This window comes from Bacillus sp. GW821-FHT11D08, assembly GCF_058808515.1.
Map to the genome: position 1 here is coordinate 323,245 of NZ_JBXARS010000003.1, position 20,304 is coordinate 343,548.

Consider the following 20,304-nt stretch of genomic DNA (forward strand, 5'->3'; position numbering starts at 1 on the left):
TCGGTTTATACGACTTTGGCTTCTTTTCTCAGCAGTGACACAAGCTCTTTCGCCTGCTCAGCGGCTTCTCCTTCGATCAGTCTGCCCGCTTCTTTTTGCGGCGGCAGAAAACGTTCGATCGTTTTGAGCTTCGGTGCGGCATCATCTTCATCAATGTCGAGGTCATCGAGTTCAAGTTCTTCCAGCGGTTTTTTCTTCGCCTTCATAATGCCCGGAAGCGACGGATAGCGCGGCTCGTTTAAGCCTTGCTGTGCCGTGATGACTAAAGGAAGTGAGGTTTTAATGATTTCGGTATCCCCTTCATTGTCTTTCTCTGCCACAGCTTCATCGCCGCTGATTGTCAGTTTTGTGATCGTTGTGACGCAAGGAATGTTCAGCAGTTCGGCAAGCCTTGGAGCCACTTGGCCTGAACCGCCGTCAATCGCGACATTTCCGCCGAGAATCAGATCATATTCCCGGTCCTTGAAATAATGATATAAGATAGTTGAAATGGAGTATTGGTCAGGATCGCTCAGATCATCTTCAATATTGATTAACACCGCCTGGTCACAGCCCATCGCAAGGGCGGTTCTCAGTTCTTTCTCCGCATCTTCTCCGCCGACGGTTACGGCGGTAACGCTTCCGCCGTGCTCTTCCTTCAGCTGAATGGCTTCTTCAATGGCGTATTCATCATACGGATTAATGATAAATTCGGCCCCGTCCTCCTGAATCTTTCCTGCTTCAATGACGATTTTCTCTTCTGTGTCAAACGTCCGTTTCATCAGTACAAATAGATTCATAATCTTATCCCCTTTATCTTCGCCCACCGAATTGAGGCTTTCTTTTTTCGAGAAATGCCTGAATGCCTTCTTTTGCGTCATCTGATGCAAATGCTTCCCCAAAGCGCTTTGCTTCAAGCTTTAAGCCGCCGTCATAAGAATAGACCTTGTTTGAATAAAGGAGCTCAAGCAGAGAAGCCATCGACTGCGGGCTTTTTTCCGCAAACTTGCCCGCGAGCGTTTTCGCTTTTTGCAGCAGCTCTTCCTCATGTTCGGCGCCTATCGTGACAAGGCCGAGGCTGAGCGCTTCTTCTCCGGTCACAGGTTCTGAAGTGCCGATCATTTCAAGCGCTTTCGCCGTACCGACGTACCGGGGAAGCCGCTGCGTCCCGGCAAAGCCCGGAATAATGCCGAGATTCAGCTCGGGCAGGCCGAGCTTTGCATCCAATGTGGCGATTCTGATATGGCAGGCCATGGCTAGCTCAAGACCGCCGCCGAGCGCAGCGCCGTGAATCGCTGCGATAACGGGCTTCGGAAACCCTTCAATTCTTTCCATCAGCTGCTGGCCTTTATCCGCCATGGCAGAAGATTGCTCAAGATTTTCAAGCGACGTAAATTCCTTTATATCGGCGCCCGCCGAGAAAAATTTCCCCTCACCGCGAATGATGATGCTTCTGACGCTGTCATCTGTTTCACACCTGTCGAACAGACCGGACAACTCATCTAAAACCGCACCGGACAGCGCGTTGGCCGGCTGATGATTAATGGTGATCACCGCAACAGATTGTTCTACCGCCATCGAAAGGCTGTTCATCCGTCAACCCCCTTTAGTTTTGATGAATTCCTGACACCAACAGCTCCAATACCTTGTCTGACAAATCCGGAAGATCATATTTCTGATCGTTCATCACCCATGTTGTCACTGTTTCATCTATCGTCCCGAATATCATCTGCCGGGCGAGGCGGACGTCGAGATTGTCTTTCCATTCCCCCGACTTGATTCCTTCGGTCAAAATGGTGTCCAGCATGTTTAAATAACCTTTTAAAATATCATTGATTTTCAGGCGCAGCTTGATATTTGACTGTCTGAGCTCAAGCTGGGTCACAATCGCGAGGTGGCGGTCGTTGCCGAGCAGTGTGAAATGCTGCTTAATAACGAGGGCGAGTTTTTCTTTTGCCGTCGTTTTTTCTTTCACTTCTTCTTCCATGCGTTCAATGAACTGGCCCATCTTTTCTTTAAAAAGAGAAATGAGTATATCCTCTTTGTTTTTGAAATATAAATAGATGGTGCCGTCCGCAACGCCGGCCTGCTTGGCGATTTTGGACACCTGTGATTGGTGATAGCCGTTTTCCGCTATGACTTCTACTGCTGCATCAATAATCTGCATATACTTTGGCCGTTTTTGGTTCAATGTCATCGTTCCTTCCTTCGATAAATGAATGACTATTCATTCATAACTTCATGATAAAAAGGAATCCGGATTTTGTCAAGTTTTTCTTTTAAGGCACCTTGTTTTCACGGGAAGCATCTTCCTCTTCGACTAAACGCCTTCTTAATATTTTTCCGACGGCCGTTTTCGGAAGCTCTTTTCTGAATTCGTAAAGCTTCGGGACTTTGTACGGCGCAAGCCGCTCTCTTGCAAACGCATCAAGCTCATCGGCATCGGCCTCGGCGCCTTTTTTCAAAACGATAAATGCTTTCACCGTTTCCCCTCTGTAGGAATCAGGGACGCCCGCTACGACGATTTCCTGAACGGCTTCATGCTCATAAAGCGCCTCCTCCACCTCCCGGGGGTAAATGTTGTATCCGCCGGCAATGATGATGTCTTTTTTCCTGTCGGCGATGTAGAAAAATCCTTCCTCATCCATATATCCCATATCTCCGGTAAACAGCCAGCCGTCTCTGATGACACGCGCCGTCTCCTCCTGCTTATTCCAGTATCCTTTCATGATCTGAGGGCCTTTTACGATCAGCTCGCCGTGCTCATACGGCCCCGCAAGCCCGCCTTTTTCTTCTGAATAGATTCCGGCATCGGTATTGGGCCAGGGACAGCCGATGCTGCCGGGTTTATTTTTTCCCCAAATGAAGTTTGAATGGGTAACCGGTGATGCTTCGGATAATCCGTAGCCTTCCACAAGCTTTCCTCCGGTCACTTTTTCAAATTTCTGTTTGACCTCAACCGGCAGCGCCGCTGAACCGCTCGGACAGCTTTCAATGGAGGACAAATCATACTTATTCAGCTCCGGGTGATGCAACAGCCCGATGTAAATCGTCGGTGCCCCGGGAAAAACCGTCGGCTTCAGCCTGTCGATTGTTTTCAGGGTATCCAAAGGATTAAATTTAGGAAGAAGGATCATTTCACATCCCTGCATAATGGAAAAATTGAGCACGGCGGTCAATCCGTACACATGAAAAAAAGGCACGATGCCGAGCACCTTTTCGGCTCCCTTTTTCATTTTGTACATCCAGGCGGCGCACATTTCTGTATTGGCCTGAATGTTCCGGTGTGTGAGCATGACGCCTTTCGGATAGCCGGTTGTTCCGCCCGTGTATTGAAGCACGGCGATGTCATGCGCAGGGTCAATATCAAATGGCTCTGCCTCCTCCGCGCTTTCGTTTTTTAAAATATCCGCTAATTTGTGAATTTGTTCGCAGCCGTCATAATCAATATGCACCTGTTGTTTTTGCGTGAGCGTATACAGCATATTTTTCGGAAACGGCAAAAAGTCTTTTATACTTGTTGTAATAATGCGTTCGACGATTGATAACGTTTTCATTTTTATCACCTTCGGAAACAGCATATCAAGGGTGATGATCACGCGCGGCGCACTGTCTTTCAGCTGATACTCAAGCTCGTGTTCCGTGTAGAGAGGATTGGTCTGAACGACAATGCCCCCGGCAAACAATACGCCGTAAAAAGCGATGACCGACTGCGGACAATTGGGCAGCATAATGGCGGCTCTGTCACCTTTTTTCAGGCCTGTTTTGCGTAAAAAAGCGGCTAGCTTTAACGAATCTGTGAGAACGTCTTGAAATGTGAGTTTTTTTCCGAGAAAATAAATGGCGGTATGGTTCGGGAATTGAGCTGCGGAGTTTGTCAGATTGGATGGCAGGGTTTGATCGGTAAATTCAAGCTCATGCGGAATCTCTTCGGGATATTGAGAAAGCCATGGCTTTTCAGACTGCATAATACCTCTCCCTTCTGTTTTCCTATACGCTATTATTATAGCAGAAGGGTGATTGGAATGGGAAAGCGTTTCATGTGAAATTTCGAGTTTCAGGAGGTGTTGAGCTTGCTGGAAACGCTGCATTTTGAAGAAGGAGTTCCTATCCTGCGCCAGCTGCCGAAGCCGTTTACGTCGGCCGCCTTTTTGCTTCATCCCTTTGTCCGGATGCCTGATGGGTGGGAAGAGCAAAAGCGCAAACGGCCTTATGAACATATATATCCGAGTGATGAGGAGATCATCGCGATGGGCAGACCCGTTTCCTGGAAATCCGTCATGACCGTTTGCGGATTGCGCTCTGAAAAAGAGACGGCGCTTGCGCTTATGAGCGCTGTCATGGCACTTCGGGATGAATATGCACATCCTGAATCCGCCGAGCTGTTAAATCGGCTTCATCATCCCGATCTGTACTTGCCGAGCGATGATGTCACTTCGCCATTTTTGATACCGGGACTTTTGGATGTGTTCCGTTCAAAAGGCATAAAGCGCTGCACTTATTATGAGCCGGTCGAAGAGAAAGGCATATTTTCACTCAATCAAACGGCGGCTTCGGATGTATGCGGATTGCTGCGGGCTGACATGATCATTGCCGACGAAAAACGGCGCGCCGCTTTTATGAGCATATATGATTCTTTTACGACACTCTTTCTCATGGAAGATCAAGACATGCCGTCTGTCATCCGCGCCATGAGTTGGGAAGCCGTCATTTGCTCTGATACGGCCTGCATAAACTGGTATTCTCAATAAAAAAGGCCGCCGATTCTAGTTCGGCAGCCTTTTTTCAGTATTAAGATGTCATGACCAGATAAATAAGTCCGATGAACAGAAAAATTCCCGCTGCCGACAGCAGCACTTTCGCAAGCTTCTCCATTTTTCCCCGTCCCCTTAAATCCCGGCGGCCACCACAAATGACAGGCCGACTGAGATGACAAATGAAATAAAGCCGACAGCTCTGTTATCTTTTTCAATTTCTTTATCAATTTTAAACCGGGGCGTCAGAAATTCAAAGATAAAATAGCTGATTAAAAGCATAATAAATCCGTATACGCCCCAGCCGATCATTTGCAAAAGCGAATTATGCTGGGCGATGCTGTGCTGAAAGACATTCGCGATACCGAGAATTTTCCCTCCGGTCGCCATTGCCACCGCAAGATTGCCTTTTTGGATTTCCACCCAGTTTTTATAGGATGTCACCAATTCAAACACGGTCAGAAAAATGACGAGACACAAGACGGCTACACTGTAATAAGCCGCGATTTCAACAAGCTCATTTTCCCAAAAAGCATTCATGACGTTTACTCCCTTTTTATTTTAGTTCGACAATCGTTACGCCTGATCCTCCTTCTCCCGCTTCCCCGAACCGCGAGCTTTTCACGCTGCGGTGGTTTTTCAGAAGATCCTGCACCCCTTTTCGGAGGGCGCCCGTGCCTTTTCCGTGAATGATGGACACTCTCGGATAGCCGGCAAGCACCGCGTCATCTAAATATTTTTCGACGCGGCTGAGGGCGTTTTCGTAACGCTCTCCCCTGAGGTCAAGTTCAAGGGATACGTGATAATCCTTCCCTTTTACGGCGGTGATTGCTTTTTCTTTTTTCGGTTCAGGAGCCGATTTGAGAAACTCAAGATCTTTTTCCTTCACCTTCATTTTGAGGATGCCGATTTGGACGTTCCATTCTTTCTCGCCGGTTTTTTCAAGCAGCGCCCCTTTTTGTCCGAATGTGAGCACCTTTACTTCGTCGCCCGGCTTGAGCTCGCGTTTTTTCTCTGTCTTTCTTTCCGGCTGCTTTGATTTTTCAAAAGCCGGCATCGCGTCTCCGAGACGTTTTTTGGCGTCAATCAGCTCGTGTTCCTTAAAGGATCTGTGTTCTTGCTTGATAGACCTGAGCTCGCGGATGATCTGTTCGGCTTCATTTGCGGCGGCTTCCAGTTTTTCCGCAGCTTTCTGCTCGGCTTCTTCCATCATTTTATCTTTTTGGGCGTTTAGCTCAATGATTTGCTGCTGAAGTTCTTTGTGCAGTTTTTCTGCTTCTTTTCTGATTGATTCGGTTTCAGAAAGCTCTTCATCCGCTCTTTTTTTGCTTTTTTCAAGCGATGCGATCATCAGATCGACTTCGTTATGTTCGGCGGTCATTTCTGACTTCGCCTGGCCGATGATATGCTCCGGAAGCCCAAGGCGTCTTGAGATTTCAAATGCGTTGCTTCGGCCCGGCACTCCGATCAGAAGCTTATAGGTAGGCGAAAGCGTTTCAATGTCAAATTCAACGCTGGCATTCATGACGCCTTGTCTGTTATATCCGTATGCTTTCAGTTCCGGATAATGGGTTGTCGCAAGCACTCTGGCGTTTGTCCGGTGAACTTCGTCAAGGATGCTCATGGCAAGCGCCGCTCCTTCCTGCGGATCTGTTCCGGCACCGAGTTCATCAAACAGCACAAGACTGTTTTCAGACACGTCTTTTAAAATATTGACGATATTGACCATGTGGGATGAGAACGTACTCAGACTTTGTTCGATCGACTGTTCATCGCCGATATCGGCAAACACATTGTCAAATACTGCTGCTTCCGATCCCTCATCAGCCGGTATGTGCAATCCTGCCTGCGCCATTATCGTCAGCAGCCCGAGTGTTTTTAACGTAACGGTTTTACCGCCCGTATTCGGTCCCGTGATAACGATCGTTGAATAATCTCCGCCCAGTTCAATATCGTTGGCCACGACTTGATCTTGGGGCAGCAGCGGATGGCGCGCTTTTTTCAGCCGGATAAAGCCGTCTCCGTTCATGAATGGTTTTGTCGCCTTCATCGCTTTTGCGTATCTCGCTTTGGCGAAAATGAAATCCAGTGTCTGCAGCACTTCCACATTTTGAGCGATTTCTTGTGTGTGTTCAGCCGTATGCTCCGTCAGCATCCGGAGAATCCGTTCGATTTCCTGTTTTTCTTTTACTTTCGCCTGCTGAAGCGAGTTGTTCATATCTACGATCGCCTGCGGTTCAATAAACAGTGTCGCACCGGATGAAGATGTATCGTGGACAATTCCGCCGTAGCTTGATCTGTATTCCTGTTTGACCGGGATGACAAAGCGGTCATTCCGAATCGTAACGATGGTGTCAGACAGCATTTTAGAAGCGGAAGATGAACGCAGCATCGATTCAAGCCGGTCTCTGACTCTTGATTCAAGCGTCCTGAGCTGCGTGCGGATTCCCCTTAAAGCGGGAGACGCATGATCAAGCACTTCACCGTGGTCATCAATGCAGGAGTTAATCTCCCTTTCCAAATCGCCTAATGTAATCAGTTCTTCTGCATGGGCTTGTATCAGCGGAATGCCGACGCCGTCTTCTGTCATTTGGCTGATAAAATGCTTCATTTGTTTAACTGCATACAGCAGCCCGGACAATTCGGTGAATTCCGCCGGCGTCAGCACACTGCCGATTTCCGCCCGCCGTAAAGCGGATCTTATGTCGGTCAGGCCGCCGAACGGAGCATGGCCTCTCAAGCGCATGACCGCGGATGCTTCTTCGACTTCATCCAGCTGTTTTTGGATGTCTGAGAGATCCGTCAAAGGTTTCAGCTGCAGAAGCTTCTCCCGGCCGAGCGATGAGGCGGCATGTGCGGTAATCTGTTCTTTTACTTTATGAAATTCAAGTGATGATAACACTTTTTGCTGCACGGTTTTGTGATCCTCCTTACTTAATCATTGCGCGTCAGAAATGCTTTGACCTCGTGTAGCGGCCGGGCGTTTAACACATGTTTTGTCTCCGTCCACCCTTTGCGCGCAGCGGTCACGCCCGTTTTCATATCATCGAGCATCTCGATATTATGGGCATCGGTATTAATGACCAAAGTCACGCCTTTTTCATTTGCTTTGATCAGATGCTCAGTCCGTAAATCAAGGCGCGCGGGGTTTGCATTCAGTTCAAGCGCCGTATTTGTTTTGGCGGCGAGTTCAATCAGCATGTCGATGTCGACTTCATAGCCGGCCCGTCTGCCGATCAGGCGTCCCGTCGGGTGGGCGATAATGTCCACGTGCTTATTCGTCAGCGCCTGTTCAAGCCGTTTCATAATGACATGCTCCGGCTGGCTGAAGCTTGAATGAATAGATGCGATGACAAGATCCATTTCCGACAGAACACTGTCATCATAATCAAGCGAACCGTCGGGGAGAATGTCCATTTCTACGCCTTTAAAAATATGAAAATTTTCAAAGTCAGCATTTAACGCGTCAATTTCTTCCGCCTGTTTTTTGAGCCGTTCGGCCGTTAACCCGTTGGCTACCTTTAAATATTGGGAATGGTCGGTGATCGCCATGTACTGATAGCCTTTTGCCATACACGCTTCTGCCATTTCTCTGATGGAAAAAGCGCCGTCACTCCAGGCTGAGTGCATGTGGAGATCGCCTTTTATCGCTTTATGCTCCACAAGATCCGTTTCTTCCCGGTACGTGTCGACCTCCTGACCGCTTTCTCTGAGCTCAGGAGGAATAAACGGCAGACCGAAGTGGGCGTAAAACGCTTCTTCGCTCGAGAATGTTTTGACGTCTCCCGTTTCTATGGTTTCTACTCCGTATTCACTGATCCGTTCACCGCGCTCTTTCGCAAGCTGGCGCATTTTAATGTTGTGATCTTTAGAACCGGTAAAATGATGCAGTGTGGTGGCAAACTGTTCCTCTGTCACAAGCCGGAAATCCACACTCGTCTCATATTCAAAGGTCAGGATGACTGATACTTTTGTATCCCCGCTCGCTATCACGTCTTTTACGTTCGGGAGGGAAAGAAGCTGTTCTCTGACAGCCTCCGGATGATCTGTAGCGATAATGTAATCGAGATCTTTTACGGTTTCCCGCGCTCTTCTGAGACTGCCGGCCCGGGAATATTTCTGAATATCCGTCAGCCGGGCCAAATGTTCTTCAATTACTGAAGCAATGCTGAGCGCATAGCCGATCGGAAACCGTTCCGGCTGTTTTCCGGCTTCTCCGAGAGCCTGGAGGATTTTCTCCTCCGTTTTTTTGCCGAAACCGGCGAGCCCCTGTACTTTTTGCTGCTCGCATGCTTCTTTCAGCGATTCCGCGTCATGAACGCCCAGTTCCTGATACAGCTTGGCGATTTTTTTGCCGCCGAGGCCCGGAAGCTTCAAAAGAGGAACCAAGCCTTCCGGAACTTCTTTCTGCAATTGGAGAAGCGTGCCGGACACACCTTCCTGCATATATTCACGAATGACGCCGTAGGTGCCTTTTCCGATTCCGGATAAAGACATCATGTCGTCGATTTCCGACAGGCTGCGGTCATCCTGCTCAAGCGCCGCTGCCGCTTTTCGGAAGGCTGATATTTTAAACGGGTTGTCCCCTTTCAGTTCCATATAGACCGCAATCGTTTCAAGCAGCCTGATGATATCTTTTTTATGCATACTGTTAACCCCCAGTCGTTTCCTGCTTTTCATCATACAAATTTTTCTCCTCCGGCACAACTGACGCAGAGCTTGAAAAAAACTTCTCCGGTCAAGAGAAGTTTTTTATGCCCCGTACTGGGCCCACAGTTCTTGCAGGAGCCCTGACAGATACGGCGTATGATGTGTGATGATATTTGCAAGCGTCGATTGTGCGAGCATATCCTGAAGCGCGCTTACCGGCAGTACGGATGCGACGTATAACAGGATAAACGCAAATAAATAGACTTCCAGAAATCCGAGCACCCCGCCCAGCAGTTTGTTGATCTGTTTAATGACCGGAATGCTGGCGATGATATTAAGCGCCGCTCCGATAATCCGGAGCAGAATCTTTGCGATGATAAACAAAATGACAAACGCGATCGCGTTGTAATAAGCCGTCTCTACGTTTCCTTTAATAAAAGACAGAGCCGCCTGCCCGCCGGAAAAATCAGGCGCGGGTATAAAGCTCAGATGCGGGGCCAGATTTTTGTAAAAAAGCGCCGCAAACGCAATCGAGAGGATGAAACTCGTTAAATATATAAATTGGAGGATAAATCCTCTTTTTAATCCAAGCAATGTGCCCATTAAGAGCAAAACTAAGATGATGATATCTATCATATGGTGTTCATTCCTTTTCTTTAAGCTGCCGCTCCAGTATTTCATATTTTTCTTGCAGTTTCATATAATCATGCACGACATTGACCGCAGTCAATACAGCGAGCTTATTTATATCAAGATATGGATTTTTCTCGTTGATTTCTCTCATTTTATCATCAACCACTCCGGCCACATGGCGCATGTGCGCTTTGCTTTCTTCCCCGATAATGGTGAAGTGCTGGCCGTAAATGTTTACTGTCGTTTTGGTTTTTTTGCCGTCAGACAACGTTTCTCCTCCATTCCGCGAGAATCCTAGTTCCTATCATACCACGATTATCGTTTGAATGGAAAGACGAGCCTCGGGCTGTTATGATACACTGGTATATACAGTGAAAAGTGCCAAAAAAGGAGATTATATCGTGTCCCATTCTGTTATAAAAGTATCCGCTTCCGCTATGGAACAAATGAAACAATCCTATGCCGGCTCCCTTACTCCCGCCGTTCCGCAGGGCGCCGTCTTCCAGGCCAAGCCTCCGGGCTGTACCATTACAGCCTACCGCTCGGGCAAGGTTCTCTTTCAAGGAAAAAACGCCGGCACAGAAGCGGCCCGCTGGGGAACGGCTGAGGCGCCGAAAGCAAAGAAAACCGTCAAAAAAGCGGCCGACCCGCTTTACGCTCCCCCGGCGGGCATTGCCTCCATGTCAGTGATCGGCTCTGATGAAGTCGGAACAGGCGATTACTTCGGGCCGATAACGGTTGCCTGCGCCTACGCCGACAAATCAAAGCTTTCTTTAATGAAAGAACTCGGTGTGAAGGATTCGAAGGATTTAAAAGATCCGCAGATTATTGAAATCGCCAAACTGTTAATTAAAACCATTCCTTACAGCCTGCTTGTGTTAAAAAACGAAAAATACAATCAGATGCAGGAAAAAGGCATGAGCCAAGGAAAAATGAAGGCGCTCCTTCATAATCAGGCGATTTCCAATCTGCTGAGAAAAATGAACGGCGTTAAACCGGAAGCGATTCTGATTGACCAATTCGCAGAGCCCGGCATTTATTTTAAGCATCTTTCCGGACGGGATATCGTAAAAGAAAAAACGTTTTTCAGCACGAAAGCGGAAAGCATACATCTTTCCGTCGCCGCAGCCTCTATCATTGCGCGATATTCTTTCTTAATTGAAATGGATAAGCTTTCCCGTGAGGCTGGGATGACGATTCCGAAAGGCGCGGGGCCGCATGTCGATGAAGCTGCCGCCAAGCTGATCATCAATAAGGGAGAAGGTGCGCTCAGAACGTTCACCAAACTTCATTTTGCCAATACGCAAAAAGCGAAACGCCTTGTTGAACGGAAGCGGTCATAATAAAAAAGCTTGCAGAGTGATCTGCAAGCTTTTTCTTTATCCTCTTAATACGGCCTGATACGTTTCTTCCAGCGCTTTCAGCACGTTTTCATGAACTTTTGTCACTTCTTCTTCTGTCAATGTTTGTTCAGGGTTAACATATTGGAGCGAGAAGGCGACGGATTTTTTGCCTTCTTCCATATGCTCACCTTCGTACACATCAAATACGGTGACTTCTTTCAGCAGCGCGCCGCCGGCTTCTTTGATCACGGCTTCGAGCTGTCCGCTTGTAACGGTTTTATCTGCCACAAGCGCAATATCGCGCGTGACGGACGGGTACTTCGGAATCGGCGTATACACGACAGGTTCTGTTTCCTCGGTCAGAAGCGCGTGCAGATCAAGCTCGAACACATACGTTTCTTTGATATCCAGCTCTTTTTCCATTGCCGGATGCACCTGGCCGATAAATCCGGCAAGCGAACCGTTCAATAGAATGTTTGCCGTCCGGCCGGGATGCATGTTTTTGCGTTCTGACTGGACAAATTCAACACGGTCTGACACATTCAATTGATGCAGCAGGCCTTCAACGATTCCTTTGGCGACGAAGAAATCAACCTGCTTTTTCTCACCCTGCCATAAATTTTTGCGCCACAATCCGGTTACAGCTCCGGCAACCCGTTCTTTTTCAACCGGTTTTGTGTTTTCTTCTTTCGTCAGAAATACAGAACCCGTTTCATATAAAGCAACGGAATCAGTCTGTCTGGCCAGATTGTATGAAACGGCTTCAAGAAGATTCGGCACGAGGCTGTGTCTGAGAATGCTTCTTTCTTCGCTCATCGGCAGAGCAAGCATCGTATTGAATGATTTTTCGATCGCAAAAGCGGCCGCTTTTTTATCATTCGTTAATGAATAAGTGGTCGCTTGTGAAAGACCCGCTCCTTCAAGGAAACGTCTCACTTTCCGGCGTTTTGCCTGATACGGTGTCAAGCCGCCTGTCGTGCCGGCCGTTTCCGGAAGCGTGGACGGAATATTGTCATACCCGTACAATCTCGCCGCTTCCTCAATCAGGTCTTCTTCTATTCTAATATCTCCGCGGCGCGACGGCACCGTTACGACGAGAACGTCTTCAGCTTCACCGACTGCAAACCCGAGGCGCTTGTAAATGCTGATGATTTCTTCTTTAGCGATTGTCATGCCGAGCACGGCGTTCACTTTTTCAACAGACACGTGAATATTGTTTGCTTCAATTTTCAGATGGTTTTCTTCAACCGTGCCTGAGAGCACTTCTCCGCCGGCATATGCCTGAATGAGACTGCAGGCCCGTTCAGCCGCCAGCAAAACGCGGGCCGGATCAATGCCTTTTTCATATCTGGCGCTCGCTTCGCTTCTCAATCCGAGGTCTCTCGACGCTTTGCGGACGGTCTGTCCGTCGAAATAAGCGGCCTCCAGTAAAATCGCAGTGGTGTCTTCACGGACTTCAGACTCAGCTCCGCCCATGACTCCCGCAACGGCTTGCGCTTTTTTTCCGTTTGTGATGACCAAATGGCTGCTTGACAGCTTTCGCTCTTGTTCATCCAGCGTTACGATGGTTTCGTTTTCCGCCGCTTTTCTGACGACGACCTCTTTTGAACCGAACCGGTCGTAATCGAAAGCGTGAAGCGGCTGTCCGTACTCAAGGAGGACGAAGTTTGTAATGTCCACGACGTTGTTATGCGGGCGGATGCCTGCATTCATCAGCTTCGTCTGCATCCAAAGCGGTGACGGGCCGATTTTGACGTTTTTAATGATTTTTGCGGCATAATGCGGATTGGCCTGCGTATCTTCAACCTTAACGGAAACAGCATCCGCCGCTTTTTCTGCCGCTTTTTCATATGAAGCCTCCGGAAGCTTTACCTCTGCGCCGAGGATAGCCGCAACTTCATAAGCCACGCCTAGCATGTTCATCGCGTCGGCGCGGTTCGGCGTTAAACCCAATTCTAAAATCGCATCATCAAGCTGAAGGGCCGCCATTGCGTCAGCTCCCGTTTCAGCATCATTCGGAAAAACGAAAATGCCTTCCGCATATTCTTTCGCCACGAGCTTGCTTTCAATGCCGAGCTCCTGAAGGGAACAGATCATGCCGTGAGACGCTTCGCCGCGCAGCTTGGCTTTTTTAATTTTGAAATTGCCGGGAAGCACGGCTCCGACCGTTGCAACGGCAACCTTCTGTCCTTTCTCAACATTCGGGGCGCCGCAGATAATCTGCACGGGTTCCTCCGCACCGATATCAACAAGGCATTTGTTGAGTTTGTCGGCATTCGGGTGCTGTTCGCGCTCAAGCACGTGTCCTATGACAACGCCTTTTACGCCCTCCCCTTTATACTCGATACCCTCAACTTCAATACCGGCTCTCGTAATTTTTTCTGCAAGCACGGCCGGATCGATTCCCTGCAAGTCAACGTAATCTTCTAACCATTTATAAGAAACAAACATGTGTATCCTCCTCTTACGCCTGTTTAAACTGCGAAATGAATCTGACATCATTGGTATAGAAATGGCGGATATCTTCAATGCCGTACTTCAGCATCGCGATACGTTCAACACCCATTCCGAAAGCGAAACCCTGGTATTCCTCAGGATTGAATCCAGCCATCTTCAGCACGTTCGGGTGAACCATGCCGGCGCCGAGAATTTCGATCCAGCCTGTTTTTTTGCAGACGGAGCAGCCTTGTCCGCCGCACTTAAAGCAGGTCACATCCACCTCGACAGAAGGCTCTGTGAATGGGAAAAAGCTCGGACGGAGCCTGATTTCACGGTCTTGGCCGAACATTTTTTTGGCGACCAATTCAAGCGTGCCTTTCAGGTCGCTCATGCTGATTTTGCGGTCGACGACGAGACCCTCGATCTGCATGAACTGATGGGAATGTGTCGCGTCATCGTTGTCGCGGCGATACACTTTACCGGGACAAATGATTTTGACAGGGCCTTTTCCTTTATGCTTTTCCATCGTGCGCGTCTGCACCGGTGACGTCTGCGTTCTCATCAGCATTTCTTCTGTAATGTAAAAGCTGTCCTGCATGTCGCGGGCAGGATGTTCCTTCGGCAGGTTCAGCGCCTCAAAGTTGTAATAATCCGTTTCCACTTCAGGGCCTTCTTCGACGGTATATCCCATGCCGATAAATAAATCTTCAATTTCTTCAATAACGACCGTCAGCGGATGGCGTCCGCCGATGTTTACCTGACTGCCCGGCAACGTGACGTCAATCGTCTGGCTGCTGAGTTTTTTATTCATCTCTTCTTGTTCAAGCTGTTCATTTTTCGCCATAATGGCTGCTGCAATGCGCTCTCTCACTTCATTGGCGAGCGCTCCCATTTTCGGGCGCTCTTCGGCGGACAGTTTGCCCATGCCGCGGAGAACTTCTGTAATCGGCCCTTTTTTTCCGAGATATTGCACCCGAATGTCGTTAACTTCTTTTAATGAACCCGCCGCTTCTACTTTTTCTGCAGCTTCCAGTTCGAGCTGTTTAAGCTTCTCTTCCATCATGCATCCTCCTTTTATGTAAACCAAACCGTTCTATGCCTTTTTCAGAAAACAAAAAAACCCGCCCCTTGAGAGAAGGGACGAGTTGTGGCCGCGGTACCACCCTTTTTAAGGCAGACTTCATCTGCCGACAGCTTCATTGACATAACGGAAACGATCGTTCCGGTTCACCTTTACGCGCGTTTGGCGCGGTCCCGGTGACAACTCGAGAGGTGAAAATCAATTTTTGTGCTGCGATAAAAATGCTCTCAGTCAGCGGCATTTTCTCCCTGGAAGGCAGTGTGTGCAAAAATTGACGTCCTCTGTCACGGTTTTTACATTATTGCTATCTATTATAGTGAAATCCAAGGCTTTTCGCAACCTATCCTCTGAGATGATAAACGAGGATGGCGGCCGCTACCGCCACATTCAGCGATTCCGCCTGTCCGTACAGCGGAACGTACAGGTTGAGATCGGTTTTTTGCAGAAGGCCGGCGTCCACTCCCGCCCCCTCGTTCCCGACGATTAACGCGAACGATTCTTCAGGCTTCACACTTTGATAAGCCGCACCGTTTTCAAGCGCCGTGCCGTAGATCGCGACGCCTTGTGATTTCAGCTCAGCGGTAAACTCATCAAGCGGACGTTTCAAAATGGGAATATGAAAATGAGAACCTTGTGCTGAACGCAGCGTTTTTCCATTGTACGGGTCTGCTGTTCCCTCACCAAGGACAACGGCGTCGATTCCCGCCGCATCTGCCGTTCTGATCATTGTTCCTAAATTCCCCGGATCCTGCACGGCATCAATCAGAAGCAGCCGCTTCAGCTGATCAGGCTGCCTATCCGGCATATGGCAGACCGCGGCGATCCGCTGCGGCGTTTCTGTTTCCGTCACGGCTGAAAACGCGTCTTCGCTCAGCACGTAGCACGGAATGCTCATGTCCAGATCGGCCGGGATGGCGCTCTCATCGTTTACGAGAATTTCTTTTACCGTTCCCTTTGATTTGAGCGCTTCTTCTGCCAGATGCTCTCCTTCTATCAGAAATGTATTCGTTTTAAGTCTCTCTTTTTTTGTGTGAAGTTTTTTCCAGTCCTTCACTTTTTGGTTTTTTGCAGAGTCGATTCGTTTCACTTTATGTCTGTGCTCTCCTTTTTTCATGCATGTTGTTATTATATCTTAAGAACAGCACATAATAAACCGCGTGCGCGGTAAGAATATGCGTATCACATTCAGAAAAAGGAGCGGTTGTAATGGATCTTAATTTACGCAACGCCGTTATTGCCAATGTAACCGGCAATAACCAGGATCAGCTGGAGCATACGATCGTTGACGCCATCCAAAGCGGTGAAGAAAAAATGCTTCCGGGCCTCGGCGTCTTATTCGAAGTTCTTTGGCAGCATGCGTCAGACTCAGAAAAAAATGAAATGCTCAAAACACTTGAAGGCGGATTAAAACCTGCGCAATAAGCATGAACCGGGTGATGGGACACCCGGTTTTTTTTGTATAATAATGGCGAGGGGGATCGCCATGCAGTTACAGCCGGAACTGGCAAAGAAATTGATTGCCGAAGTCAAACATATGTACAGCCGCGAAGTGATTATTGCCGATACAAAAGGGATGATCATCGCGGGCACCAACGAGGCGCGCGCCGGATGGTTTCATGAAGGCGCACTGATCTGCGCGCGCGAAAAACGGAATGTCATCATTACGAAAGAAGATGAAAAACGGCTCGAGGGCGTAAAAGCAGGACTGAATCTCCCCGTTTTTTCAGGCCATGAAGTGATCGGAGTATTCGGCCTGACAGGAGACCCTGACGATATCCTGCCTTTCGGAGAATTGCTCAGAAAAATGACGGAGCTGTTTATTAAAGAAACGCGCCATATGGAAGAAGCGCAGTGGCGAGCGAGAATGCTTGAATCCTTTATGGTTGATTGGCTGCAGCTGAAAGAATGGTCTCCGGGCTTTTTAGAAAAAGCAAAGCTCATCGGCGCAGACCTTCACGCATACCGCCGGATCATACTCATTCAAGGCCGTTATGAGCAATATAAAGCGGAGGAGCTCGGGCGGCTCTGGCAGTACGAATGCCCTGAAGACCTGTTTGTCCGCTGGGGAAATGAACGCATTCTCATTAATCATGAAGCAAATTCGGGTTCCAAAACACAGCTCATTAAAAAGATCGGCGCCGTTTTTGGGCAGCCTGTCACCGCCGGCATCGGACGGATCGTTCCGGGAGAGCGCCTCACGGAATCATACGAACAGGCAGATAAAGCACTTTCAGCCGGAATCGGTGACAAGCAGGCCGTCTTTGAAGAAGATTTAAAACTGGATATGTGTCTTGCCGATATCACACCCCGCACGAGGTCGGAATTTTCACGGCGGGTTCTCGAGCATGTACTCGGCCGGGAAGAACTTCTGGATACGCTGCGCGCCTTTTTCGACCGGCAATTATCGTTAAAGCGCACCGCCGACGACATGCATATTCATATCAACACATTGCGCTACCGTCTTTCCAAACTGGAATCACTGACAAATATGAAGCTGGACCGCCCCGAAGACATAGCGGCTTTTTATTTGGCGCTGCGCTTTTTAGATCAACATACAAAAAGCACGTAATCATATCAACATTTTTCATATGTTTCTCCATAGTGTACGGAATCGTTTTTCTTTACAATTAAATGAAAAAGCTTTTCTTATCAGGGAGGTTGGGAGAACATGATTTCACGAGAGGCAAAAGAAGCGTTCATCCGGACGGTCGGGAAGGAGAATTATGATGATTCGGCGGCGGGCCGTCTTGTGTATTCTTATGATGCGGCTCCTCAGCTGCAAGCCATGCCGGATGCGGTAATCGCCCCCCGCAGTGCGAATGACGTGTCCCGTATATTAACGATTTGCAGCAGGCATGACATTCCGATCGTGCCGAGGGGTTCAGGCACAAACTTGTGCGGCGGCACATGTCCGTCTGAAGGCGGGCTTGTGCTTTTATTCAAACATATGAACCGCATTCTAGAAATCGATGAAGAAAATTTGACGGCAACCGTCCAGCCGGGCGTGATTACGCAAGATATGATCCGTGCGGTTGAACAAAAAGGTTTATTTTATCCGCCTGATCCGAGCAGCATGAAAATATCGACAATCGGCGGGAATATTAATGAAAATTCCGGCGGGCTGCGCGGTTTGAAGTACGGCGTCACCCGGGATTATGTCCTCGGCCTTGAAGCCGTATTGGCTTCAGGCGATATCATCCGCACAGGAGGAAAGCTGACAAAGGATGTCGCCGGTTATGATCTGACCCGGCTTTTCGTCGGATCAGAAGGGACGCTCGGCGTTGTGACGGAAGCGACTTTAAAGCTGGTTCCGAAGCCGGAAACGAAAAAAACGCTGCTTGCACTCTATGAACATATTGAAGCGGCTGCGGAATCGGTTTCTGCCATCATCGCTGAAAAAATCATTCCGGCGACACTCGAATTTCTGGATCAGCCGACACTGCAGGTCATTGAAGATTACGCCAAGATCGGGCTTCCGACCGACGCAAAAGCGGTGCTGCTGATCGAACAGGACGGTGACATCGACACGGTCAGACGAGATATGGAAAAAATCGAAGCGATTTGTAAAAACGGAGCCGCCGTATCCGTCCAAACGGCTGAAACCGAGGAAGAGGCATTCGCGCTTACAGAGGCCAGACGGTCCGCATTATCAGCCCTTGCCCGGCTGAAACCGACAACGATTCTGGAAGATGCGACCGTGCCGAGATCACAAATTGCCAGCATGGTCAAAGCCATTAACGAGATTGCAGAAACATACGGCCTGTCCATCTGCACATTCGGCCATGCCGGAGACGGCAACCTCCATCCGACGTGCACCACCGATATCCGAAATACAGAGGAGATGGAACGTGTCGAAAAAGCTTTTGCCGCCATTTTTGAAAAAGCGATTGAGCTGGGCGGGACGATAACGGGTGAACACGGGGTCGGCATCGTAAAAGCGCCGTATTTAGAAATGAAGCTGAAAACAGAAGGCATCACCGCCATGAAAGCGATCAAACAAGCGCTTGATCCCCAAAATCTGCTGAATCCGGGAAAAATATTCGCCAATTCATCAAGGAAACGCGTGGTGGTGATGAAATGACAACGGCTAAAGAGCAGCAACAAATTCAAACAGAATTCAAAAACCGCATGGATGAAGGTGAATTGCTGAACTGTATGCGCTGCGGCTTCTGCCTTCCTTCCTGTCCGACCTATATCGAATCGGGATTTCAAGAATCCCATTCGCCGCGCGGCCGGATCGCCCTGATGAAAGCCGTCACTGACGGACTGATCGAGCCGGATGAAGATGTCGAGCGCTCACTTTCGCTGTGTCTCGGATGCCGTGCATGCGAGCCCGTTTGTCCGGCAGGGGTCAATTACGGACAGCTGCTTGAAGAAGCGAGGGATATCATTCATCAAAATAAAAAACATAAGCCGGGCGTGCGCCTCTTGCGGAAAGCCGCCTTCACCGGGCTTTTCCCTCACCAAAACCGCATGCAGACAGCCGTGAATCTTCTCGGAATATACCAAAGATCGGGACTGCAGACCGCCGTCAGAAAAACCGGTATGCTGCGCGTTTTGCCTGAACATCTGCGCACAATGGAACAAGTGCTCCCGCCCGCCCCGAAACGGAAAGACATGAAGGAAAGGCCGCGTTTTCTTCCTGCCGCGGGTCCCGTCCAAAAACGGGCCGCTTTTTTCTCGGGCTGCTTAATGGATACGATGTTTTTAGCGACAAATCATGCGACAACGGCGCTTTTACAGGCGGCCGGGTGTGAAATCGCGGTTCCGGACGGCCAGGCGTGCTGCGGCGCGCTTCACGGGCACAGCGGAGAAAAAGAGATGGGAAAAGAACTGGCCAAGCGGAATATCGCGGCTTTTGAGGCGCTTGACGCTGATTATATCATTACAAACGCCGGCGGATGCGGCGCCTTTCTTCAGGAATATCCGCATTTACTGAAAGATGAACCTGGATGGGCGGAACGTGCCGAACAATTCGCCCGGAAGCTCAAAGACTTTTCATCCGTACTGGTTGATCTGAAGTTCCATCAAAAAAACCTGCGGGCGCAGTCTCCTCATATCGTCACATATCAGGACTCCTGCCATCTCCGCAATGTGATGCATACGTCAGAGGAACCGCGCACGCTTTTGAAAAGCATTAAAGGGGCTGAGTACAGAGAAATGGAAAAGGCCGACAGCTGCTGCGGGTCGGCGGGAATTTATAATATAACAGAGTCAGAGATGTCTATGAAAATATTAGACAGTAAGATGAAAGCCGCCGGAAAAACGGAGGCGGCCGTCATCGTGACAGCCAATCCCGGATGCCTTCTGCAAATGCAGCTCGGCATTTTACGCGAAGGATTAACAGGCCGTGTCCGCGCGGTTCATTTGGCGGATTACCTTTTGGAAGCGGCGGATTTGTCATAAGATGAAAGCAGAGAGACCG

18 protein-coding genes are annotated in these 20,304 nt (G+C 49.0%); 6 read left to right on the forward strand and 12 right to left on the reverse strand.

What is annotated here, in order from left to right; genetic code table 11:
- Positions 1-5: 5 nt before the first annotated feature.
- The 4 genes from AC1RRX_RS08550 to AC1RRX_RS08565 all read right to left on the reverse strand — a co-directional run bounded on the left by AC1RRX_RS08550 (position 6) and on the right by AC1RRX_RS08565 (position 3,947).
- On the reverse strand, positions 6-779 hold the full coding sequence (locus AC1RRX_RS08550) for an electron transfer flavoprotein subunit beta/FixA family protein (protein ID WP_032866571.1): 774 nt from the start codon (positions 777-779) through the stop codon (positions 6-8).
- Between the two features lie 13 nt (positions 780-792).
- The gene (locus AC1RRX_RS08555) at positions 793-1,572 is read right to left on the reverse strand and encodes an enoyl-CoA hydratase (protein WP_003152548.1); all 780 of its coding nucleotides are present in this window, start codon (positions 1,570-1,572) and stop codon (positions 793-795) included.
- Between the two features lie 13 nt (positions 1,573-1,585).
- Positions 1,586-2,170: a fatty acid metabolism transcriptional regulator FadR gene (gene fadR, locus AC1RRX_RS08560; protein WP_007408119.1), complete on the reverse strand. Its 585-nt coding sequence runs from the start codon at positions 2,168-2,170 to the stop codon at positions 1,586-1,588.
- A gap of 88 nt (positions 2,171-2,258) precedes the next feature.
- Positions 2,259-3,947: an AMP-binding protein gene (locus tag AC1RRX_RS08565; RefSeq protein ID WP_007408118.1), complete on the reverse strand. Its 1,689-nt coding sequence runs from the start codon at positions 3,945-3,947 to the stop codon at positions 2,259-2,261.
- A 105-nt stretch (positions 3,948-4,052) separates the two neighbouring features.
- Here AC1RRX_RS08565 and AC1RRX_RS08570 point away from each other — a divergent pair, with 105 nt between their 5' ends.
- Positions 4,053-4,730: a DUF2711 family protein gene (locus tag AC1RRX_RS08570; protein WP_007408117.1), complete on the forward strand. Its 678-nt coding sequence runs from the start codon at positions 4,053-4,055 to the stop codon at positions 4,728-4,730.
- Positions 4,731-4,868: 138 nt separating this feature from the next.
- On the opposite strand, the gene AC1RRX_RS08575 is transcribed toward AC1RRX_RS08570, so the two are convergent.
- From AC1RRX_RS08575 to zapA, 5 genes are all read right to left on the reverse strand, one after another.
- Positions 4,869-5,273, reverse strand: a complete 405-nt coding sequence (locus tag AC1RRX_RS08575; protein ID WP_003152541.1) for a DUF350 domain-containing protein — start codon at positions 5,271-5,273, stop codon at positions 4,869-4,871.
- Positions 5,274-5,289: 16 nt separating this feature from the next.
- Entirely contained in the window at positions 5,290-7,647 is a 2,358-nt protein-coding gene (locus AC1RRX_RS08580; protein ID WP_020956170.1) for an endonuclease MutS2, read from the reverse strand.
- Positions 7,648-7,667: 20 nt separating this feature from the next.
- Positions 7,668-9,380 (reverse strand): DNA polymerase/3'-5' exonuclease PolX, encoded by a 1,713-nt coding sequence (gene polX / locus AC1RRX_RS08585; RefSeq protein ID WP_144464193.1) that lies wholly within the window; start codon positions 9,378-9,380, stop codon positions 7,668-7,670.
- 105 nt (positions 9,381-9,485) lie between these two features.
- Complete coding sequence (locus tag AC1RRX_RS08590; RefSeq protein WP_007612958.1) at positions 9,486-10,019, reverse strand: CvpA family protein; 534 nt, start codon at positions 10,017-10,019, stop codon at positions 9,486-9,488.
- Between the two features lie 7 nt (positions 10,020-10,026).
- Positions 10,027-10,284, reverse strand: coding sequence for a cell division protein ZapA (gene zapA, locus AC1RRX_RS08595; RefSeq protein ID WP_007408114.1), 258 nt, complete (start codon positions 10,282-10,284; stop codon positions 10,027-10,029).
- A 133-nt stretch (positions 10,285-10,417) separates the two neighbouring features.
- Here zapA and rnhC point away from each other — a divergent pair, with 133 nt between their 5' ends.
- Positions 10,418-11,359, forward strand: coding sequence for a ribonuclease HIII (gene rnhC / locus AC1RRX_RS08600; protein WP_007408113.1), 942 nt, complete (start codon positions 10,418-10,420; stop codon positions 11,357-11,359).
- 36 nt (positions 11,360-11,395) lie between these two features.
- Here the strand turns inward: rnhC and pheT are convergent, their stop codons facing one another.
- The 3 genes from pheT to AC1RRX_RS08615 all read right to left on the reverse strand — a co-directional run bounded on the left by pheT (position 11,396) and on the right by AC1RRX_RS08615 (position 15,966).
- Positions 11,396-13,810, reverse strand: coding sequence for a phenylalanine--tRNA ligase subunit beta (gene pheT, locus AC1RRX_RS08605; protein ID WP_042635406.1), 2,415 nt, complete (start codon positions 13,808-13,810; stop codon positions 11,396-11,398).
- A gap of 13 nt (positions 13,811-13,823) precedes the next feature.
- Positions 13,824-14,858 carry a phenylalanine--tRNA ligase subunit alpha gene (gene pheS, locus AC1RRX_RS08610; RefSeq protein ID WP_085342242.1) on the reverse strand — a complete coding sequence of 345 codons (1,035 nt, stop codon included), beginning with the start codon at positions 14,856-14,858 and terminating at the stop codon, positions 13,824-13,826.
- A gap of 361 nt (positions 14,859-15,219) precedes the next feature.
- Positions 15,220-15,966: a TrmH family RNA methyltransferase gene (locus AC1RRX_RS08615; RefSeq protein ID WP_059367992.1), complete on the reverse strand. Its 747-nt coding sequence runs from the start codon at positions 15,964-15,966 to the stop codon at positions 15,220-15,222.
- A gap of 119 nt (positions 15,967-16,085) precedes the next feature.
- On the opposite strand from AC1RRX_RS08615, the gene sspI reads away from it, so the two are divergent.
- The 4 genes from sspI (at position 16,086) to AC1RRX_RS08635 (ending at position 20,285) form a co-directional block, all read left to right on the forward strand.
- A complete protein-coding gene (gene sspI, locus AC1RRX_RS08620; RefSeq protein WP_003152527.1) occupies positions 16,086-16,301 on the forward strand; it encodes a small acid-soluble spore protein SspI in 216 nt (71 codons plus the stop codon).
- Positions 16,302-16,362: 61 nt separating this feature from the next.
- Positions 16,363-17,448, forward strand: coding sequence for a CdaR family transcriptional regulator (locus tag AC1RRX_RS08625; protein WP_032866561.1), 1,086 nt, complete (start codon positions 16,363-16,365; stop codon positions 17,446-17,448).
- A 99-nt stretch (positions 17,449-17,547) separates the two neighbouring features.
- Positions 17,548-18,960 carry a glycolate oxidase subunit GlcD gene (gene glcD, locus AC1RRX_RS08630; protein WP_007408109.1) on the forward strand — a complete coding sequence of 471 codons (1,413 nt, stop codon included), beginning with the start codon at positions 17,548-17,550 and terminating at the stop codon, positions 18,958-18,960.
- Positions 18,957-20,285: a (Fe-S)-binding protein gene (locus AC1RRX_RS08635; RefSeq protein ID WP_039063380.1), complete on the forward strand. Its 1,329-nt coding sequence runs from the start codon at positions 18,957-18,959 to the stop codon at positions 20,283-20,285. Before glcD ends, AC1RRX_RS08635 begins: the two co-directional genes overlap by 4 nt.
- Positions 20,286-20,304 lie beyond the last annotated feature (19 nt).

Excerpts from the sequence above, each read along its gene's own strand:
- AC1RRX_RS08550 (WP_032866571.1), bottom strand. The coding sequence starts at position 779 with ATGAATCTATTTGTACTGATGAAACGGACGTTTGACACAGAAGAGAAA.
- AC1RRX_RS08555 (WP_003152548.1), bottom strand. The coding sequence starts at position 1,572 with ATGAACAGCCTTTCGATGGCGGTAGAACAATCTGTTGCGGTGATCACC.
- AC1RRX_RS08565 (WP_007408118.1), bottom strand. The coding sequence starts at position 3,947 with ATGCAGTCTGAAAAGCCATGGCTTTCTCAATATCCCGAAGAGATTCCG.
- AC1RRX_RS08575 (WP_003152541.1), bottom strand. The coding sequence starts at position 5,273 with ATGAATGCTTTTTGGGAAAATGAGCTTGTTGAAATCGCGGCTTATTAC.
- polX (WP_144464193.1), bottom strand. The coding sequence starts at position 9,380 with ATGCATAAAAAAGATATCATCAGGCTGCTTGAAACGATTGCGGTCTAT.
- AC1RRX_RS08590 (WP_007612958.1), bottom strand. The coding sequence starts at position 10,019 with ATGATAGATATCATCATCTTAGTTTTGCTCTTAATGGGCACATTGCTT.
- pheT (WP_042635406.1), bottom strand. The coding sequence starts at position 13,810 with ATGTTTGTTTCTTATAAATGGTTAGAAGATTACGTTGACTTGCAGGGA.
- pheS (WP_085342242.1), bottom strand. The coding sequence starts at position 14,858 with ATGGAAGAGAAGCTTAAACAGCTCGAACTGGAAGCTGCAGAAAAAGTA.
- sspI (WP_003152527.1), top strand. The coding sequence starts at position 16,086 with ATGGATCTTAATTTACGCAACGCCGTTATTGCCAATGTAACCGGCAAT.
- AC1RRX_RS08625 (WP_032866561.1), top strand. The coding sequence starts at position 16,363 with ATGCAGTTACAGCCGGAACTGGCAAAGAAATTGATTGCCGAAGTCAAA.
- glcD (WP_007408109.1), top strand. The coding sequence starts at position 17,548 with ATGATTTCACGAGAGGCAAAAGAAGCGTTCATCCGGACGGTCGGGAAG.
- AC1RRX_RS08635 (WP_039063380.1), top strand. The coding sequence starts at position 18,957 with ATGACAACGGCTAAAGAGCAGCAACAAATTCAAACAGAATTCAAAAAC.